We start from the raw sequence: 6,531 nt of genomic DNA on the forward strand, positions 1-6,531 counted from the left end.
TCCAGATGCCACCTGTCATCGCGCCCCGTCGCCGTCGAGCGAATCCGCTTTGCGATCGACAGACCGAATGTCGTCGCTCAACAGCGCACCGTTTCGTACGAGAGCTCGATACCGCGCGCGGCGAGTAACTCCTCAACCACGCGCAGGCTCAACGGAAAACGGTAGTATAACCAAACGGCGTAGCAGACGATGTCCGGCGGAAACCGGTAGCCCTTGAACGAAACCGGCGCCTCGGCCGGCGGCAGAGGCGCGATAGAAGCTTTCTTCATGCCCCATTATATTCGCCGACTTCTGGAACAACCTGATAGTACCCATCGCGAACATGGTGATCCTGTACAACGTGCGGTGGATGTTGCGCAAGCTGAAGGAGTTGTAGGAGAAGGGGCATCCAGTCGATGCCGAAGTACTCAAGGTGCTGTCGCCGTACCGGCGTGAGCACATCAACCGGTTCGGGGGCTATTTGCTGGATCTCTTGCATCCCGTCCCACCGCTCGATCCGACGATTGATTGCGTATTCAAATCCGCGGCTTAGGTCGAGATGTGGCGGATTTTTAACGAATCCTGGCCAAGCCTCTTTAAGCAGTTAGTGGACTAGTTTTGACAATTATTAAAGGAATTGTTGCTGACACCTCGATGTGGGAGAGGGATACTGGGATGTGGTGGTGGTTGGCTTTGGGTGCGTCAATTGCGATATCGACGGTGAGATCATGGAGCGTTCGAAATTTCACATTTCAGTGGATCATATTCCGGAAAAAGAGAGAGGAGATTATTGGCGAACTTTGTGTGAGCCACTGTATATCATTTCCGCCGCAGATGACCATGCACCATCACCGTCTGGAAGTCTGATTGTTCAGAGTGCCGGGAACTTGCATGTAGTACACACATCTTTCAGCGATCAGGTTGGTTCGCGCGATAGAGGGGTCATATCTAGAAGTGCCGACCCTAACTACACGATAGTACTTACCTTGACAGGGCATACCTATTGGGAAACAAATGGTATGTTGATGGAGACTAATCCTGGCGATATTACAATCTGCGATCTGAATGTTCCGGTTCGATGGAAGGGCTACGGTGAGAATTTATCAATTACCATCGAACGTAGGTTTATTGAAACCATTACTAACCGAAAGAAGCTTCATGGTCGACTGTTGAAGGCCGATCTACCCATCACAAAACTCCTTCGGTCGTATATCCTTGGGGTTCGTGCGGTTATGGATGAGCTGCCGGCGGATAGTTCGGATGCGGTTCAAGATTCACTGATGTCTTTGGTTTTGTCGATCAATGGTAGTATCGGATCTGAAATATTGGATTCTCGGTTGGGGCCGTCTGCCGTATTAAAGAACAGAGTTTTGGATTTTATAGATCAAAATCTGTTCGATCGAGAGTTGTCTCCTGAAATTTTAGCGCATAGATTTCGAGTGTCTCGAGCGCATTTGTATAGGGCATTCGAAGACGTCGGTGGAATAACGACAATAATAAAGGAAAAGCGCCTGGCGTATGCGTACCGTGAATTGGCTTTGAGCAAAGCTGGACGAGGGAAGATTAGAGATATTTCAGGGGCGCTCGGATTTTCAAGTCCGGAGCAGTTCTCGAAAGCATTCCGAGGATACTTTGGCTGTGCGCCAGGTGATGTGCGATCCGAACAATACGTCCCAGATCGTAGTGTTGATGGAATGGGGTTTTATTTCGATCGCATGATATCTATTTCGAAAATTCAAGAAGCATAGTTGCTGATGTCACTTCGATCAGGGTCAATTTATCCAAAAGATACGGCTTGGAAAGTGTCAGCCAGATTGAGCTACACCAGTGGTATCCAGGCGACCCTTATATCCGGCCGACCAGGGTTGAAGTCAATCTCGATGATCCCGTCGGCTCGAGAATTAAATTAAGTGCGCTATGTTAGGTAGTGTGACTCATTGGAATGACTGCCCCATGGGTGCCCATCATAATTCCGGATCAACACCAACTTCCCATAGCTGGTGTATCGTGCCTGGTATCCGACTGCGCTTGTATTTTCTCTGTTTCGCCTCAGTATCCCGCAATATATGTGGTTCCGTAGTTGATAGAGACGATTGGTGTCAAATTCGATAAGCATGGAACATTCTATGCTCTCTGAAAATAAAAAATGTCGCTGTCAACCGAGGGAGTGCAACTTTTGCTGGCGGTAAGAATTTAGCGCTGCGTGATGACCATGATCAGATGGGCCCGATATTAGCTCGCGCTGAAAGTGGAACTATCTGCATCATGTAGTTGAGCGCCCGGTCTTCGACATCTATGAACTGTCATGGTGTGGGGCACACTCTGTCGCTGCCTCCTTCGATCGGTACTGGATCGATAGCACTTCCATCTTCGGCATCAGTAAGCTGCACGATGTACTGATCGCACACATATTGCCGCAGGATTTAGGCATACCGATATACTTTCCTCAGCTGTAGATATCCTGACTGCTGATCTATCACTTCTTTCAGAATTCGGTGATCGCCACCGTACCTGCCTTTTGCAGGAGCTCAATCATTTGCTCGATGACGTTGTTTGGTGTCTTTGTTTTTCGGCCAGAGATGTTTTTCCAGTTCCGAGGCGAAGCTTGGCCAGACCACGTTAGCACTTCTGCAAAGTCGATCCTTCTCGCGCGCTATCACATGAAATCACGGTTGAACCCCAAATTCTTGTTCAGCGTAAACTATTGATTTGTCAGGTAAATATAAGGAAAAATGAGACAAAAAAGATGTGTATATGAGACGTGTAAACATTCATTGAGGATGGTCTCGGGTATCCTGACGTTGAAAAAAAAGGAATAAGTCTCGTATATATGTGTACCTAGGATGAGCAGTCGGCGGGTTCGAAGCTTTAACAAAATTTAACGCGTTGGGTATGTAGGGTTTGATTTTCGTGAAATTGTTAAATTGTTTAGCAAATCTAAATAAATTAAATGTTGTTAGTTCTCGCTGCACTGGCGTACGTCAGGGGCTTGACTCCATCTGAGGATGGTTGTCGAGGTGAGGTTGTGTGTCGAGAGATTGAATTATTGTAATTTATATCGGCTGGTTAAGATGAATAAAGTATATCGAACTATCTGGAACGAATCTCTCGGCGCTTGGGTGGCTGCATCGGAGCTTGAGTCGGCGCATGGAAAATCATCCAAATCGACTTTGAGTATCGCAGTGGCCGCTGCAATGATTGCAGTTGGAGCCTCGCAGGCTGTGTATGCACAGGTGCCATGCGGCCCAACACTATTGGTGCAGTGTGTACAAAGCGGTGTCGTGGGAACGGTCAATAATCCCGTTGCAGTTGGTGCTACGGCGACGGCAACCGGCGGCTCTGCCGCCGCTCTTGGACCTGGTGCGGTAGCGTCCGGCAATGATTCTGTCGCGCTTGGCTCGGGTGCGACGGGCTCCTCGGGCTCTTCGGTTGCGCTTGGAAACAAAGCTACCGCATCGGGTGGTACGACAATTGCAATCGGCCTAAATAGTACGGCGACTGCTGGCAATGTAGGGAGTGGTTCGATAGCAATTGGTCCCAATGCCGTGTCGAATTCCGTCGGGGCGTCACCGGGATCGCCGATTGCAATCGGCTATGCAGCGAATGCTACCGGGGCCGGATCGCAAGTCGCCATCGGCGATACAGTGACCGCAAGTGGTGCTGACGCCATCGTAATTGGAAATCGCGCCTCGACGAGCGGGAATCAGGCGGTTGTTATCGGAAAGCAGGCTTCTGCTGTTGGTGCGAATACCGTCGTGTTGGGAAGTTCGGCAAGCGCGACCTCTAATGGCTCTATTGTAATCGGGAGCGGATCTCTGGAAAACTCGGGTGGGAATTCCACCGTGATCGGGCAAAGTTCCACTGCTGGAACGAGTGATTCCGTTCTTGTTGGTGAGTCCCTGAAGACGCTGAATGGTTCAAATAATATTGCGGTCGGTCGAGGAAGTACGGTAAGCGGCACTCAATCTGCTGCATTTGGGGTCAATAACTCGATCACGGGAAATAATTCTGTTGGCATTGGTAATGGTGTTACGGTAAATTCGAATAATAGCTTGGCAATCGGAAGTGGCACACAAGCAATTGGTGACAATTCGATCGCGCAAGGTTCGAATGCGTTGGCTAATTCCGCGGGTGCTGTTGCAATTGGTCAAACTGCAACCGCGACGGGCGGTAATGCAGTATCGATCGGCGTTGCAAATACTGCGAGCGGCAATGGCGCAGTTGCGATCGGCGATCCCAGTGTCGCGACCGGGACGGGTGCCGTTGCATTGGGGGCGAACAACACGGCCAACGGTAATGGTGCGCTGGCGATCGGCAATACTAACTCGGCGCAAGGTTTGGGTTCGGTTGCACTGGGCCAAAATGCGATCGCAGGCACGTCGCCAACCGCGACGGGAAGCGTAGCGATCGGCAATGGTGCCACGGCGGCGACGAGCGCTGGCGATGTTGCGCTGGGCTCGGGATCGGTGACGGCGGCAGCGAATCCGACGGCGACCGGGACGGTTGGTGGTACGACGTACGGCTACGCGGGCACGACGCCGTCGAGCGTGGTGAGCGTGGGTGCGCCTGGCGCGGAGCGCCAGATCACGAACGTAGCAGCGGGTCGGGTAACAGCGACGAGCACTGATGTGATCAACGGTTCGCAGCTGTACGCGACGAATACGGCGATCAACAGTTTGTCGACTTCGACCTCTACAGGTCTGTTGAGCGCGACGAGTTCGATCACGTCCTTGTCGACGGGACTGTCGTCGACCACGAGCAGCGTGACATCGCTGTCGTCGTCGACGTCGACGGGCCTGTCGTCGACCACGAGCAGCGTGACGTCGTTGTCGTCGTCGACGTCGACGGGCCTGTCGAGCGTGACGAGTTCGATCACGTCCTTGTCGACGGGGCTGTCGTCGACGACGAGCAGCGTGACGTCGTTGTCGTCGTCGACGTCGACGGGCCTGTCGAGCGCGACGAGTTCGATCACGTCCTTGTCGACGGGGCTGTCGTCGACCACGAGCAGCGTGACATCGCTGTCGACGTCGACCTCGACGGCTATCGAGGCGGCGAAGACGCATTACTACAGCGTGAATGACAACGGTACGAAGCAAGGTAACTACAACAACGACGGTGCAACGGGCATCAACGCGCTGGCGGCAGGCACCAATGCCACCGCGGCAGGTGCAAGCTCGGTGGCGGTCGGCGATGGTGCGAACGCGAGTTCTAACGGTGCTGTGGCGATCGGTCAGCAGGCCACGGCAAAGAACGCCGGGGATGTCGCATTGGGTTCGAACTCGATGACAGCGGCAGCGAACCCGACGGCGACCGGGACGATTGGTGGTACGACGTACAGCTACGCGGGTACGACGCCGTCGAGCGTGGTGAGCGTGGGTGCACCTGGTGCGGAGCGTCAGATCACGAACGTGGCGGCGGGTCGGGTAACGGCGACGAGCACGGATGCGGTCAACGGTTCACAGCTGTACGCGACGAATACAGCGATCAACAGTTTGTCGACGTCTACATCGACTGGCTTGTCGAGTGCGACGAGTTCGATTTCGTCGCTGTCTACCTCGACGTCGACTGGAATCAACTCGTTGTCGACGGGCCTGTCGTCCACCACGAGCAGTGTAACGTCGTTGTCGTCGTCGACGTCGACGGGGCTGTCGTCGACCACGAGTAGCGTGACGTCGCTGTCGTCGTCAACGTCGACGGGCTTGTCGAGCGCAACGAGTTCGATTGCTTCGCTGTCTACCTCGACGTCGACCGGAATCAACTCGTTGTCGACGGGCTTGTCGTCGACCACGAGCAGTGTGACATCGCTGTCGTCCTCGACGTCGACGGGGCTGTCGAGTGCGACGAGTTCGATCACGTCTTTGTCGACGTCGACCTCGACGGCTATCGAGGCGGCGAAGACGCATTACTACAGCGTGAATGACAACGGTACGAAGCAAGGTAACTACAACAACGACGGTGCAACGGGCATCAACGCGCTGGCGGCAGGCACCAATGCCACCGCGGCAGGTGCAAGCTCGGTGGCGGTCGGCGATGGTGCGAACGCGAGTTCTAACGGTGCTGTGGCGATCGGTCAGCAGGCCACGGCAAAGAACGCCGGGGATGTCGCATTGGGTTCGAACTCGATGACAGCGGCAGCGAACCCGACGGCGACCGGGACGATTGGTGGTACGACGTACAGCTACGCGGGTACGACGCCGTCGAGCGTGGTGAGCGTGGGTGCACCTGGTGCGGAGCGTCAGATCACGAACGTGGCGGCGGGTCGGGTAACGGCGACGAGCACGGATGCGGTCAACGGTTCACAGCTGTACGCGACGAATACAGCGATCAACAGTTTGTCGACGTCTACATCGACTGGCTTGTCGAGTGCGACGAGTTCGATTTCGTCGCTGTCTACCTCGACGTCGACTGGAATCAACTCGTTGTCGACGGGCCTGTCGTCCACCACGAGCAGTGTAACGTCGTTGTCGTCGTCGACGTCGACGGGGCTGTCGTCGACCACGAGTAGCGTGACGTCGCTGTCGTCGTCAACGTCGACGGGCTTGTCGAGCGCAA

Annotated in this window: 1 protein-coding gene and 4 pseudogenes; 4 read left to right on the forward strand and 1 reads right to left on the reverse strand. The window is 54.2% G+C overall.

Features of this window, described 5'->3' with window-relative positions:
• Positions 1-269, reverse strand: a pseudogene (locus RZR99_RS31620) (IS6 family transposase); the annotation flags it as partial.
• A gap of 44 nt (positions 270-313) precedes the next feature.
• On the opposite strand from RZR99_RS31620, the pseudogene RZR99_RS31625 reads away from it, so the two are divergent.
• The 4 genes and pseudogenes from RZR99_RS31625 to RZR99_RS31635 form a co-directional block, all read left to right on the forward strand.
• Positions 314-532, forward strand: a pseudogene (locus RZR99_RS31625) (Tn3 family transposase); the annotation flags it as partial.
• Between the two features lie 175 nt (positions 533-707).
• Positions 708-1,727 (forward strand): helix-turn-helix domain-containing protein, encoded by a 1,020-nt coding sequence (locus tag RZR99_RS31630; RefSeq protein WP_323123649.1) that lies wholly within the window; start codon positions 708-710, stop codon positions 1,725-1,727.
• Positions 1,728-3,050: 1,323 nt separating this feature from the next.
• Positions 3,051-3,698 (forward strand): annotated as a pseudogene (locus tag RZR99_RS33605) (ESPR-type extended signal peptide-containing protein); the annotation flags it as partial.
• Positions 3,699-4,025: 327 nt separating this feature from the next.
• Positions 4,026-6,531 (forward strand): annotated as a pseudogene (locus tag RZR99_RS31635) (YadA family autotransporter adhesin); the annotation flags it as partial.

This window comes from Burkholderia alba (assembly GCF_034721475.1).
Taxonomy (GTDB): domain Bacteria; phylum Pseudomonadota; class Gammaproteobacteria; order Burkholderiales; family Burkholderiaceae; genus Burkholderia; species Burkholderia alba.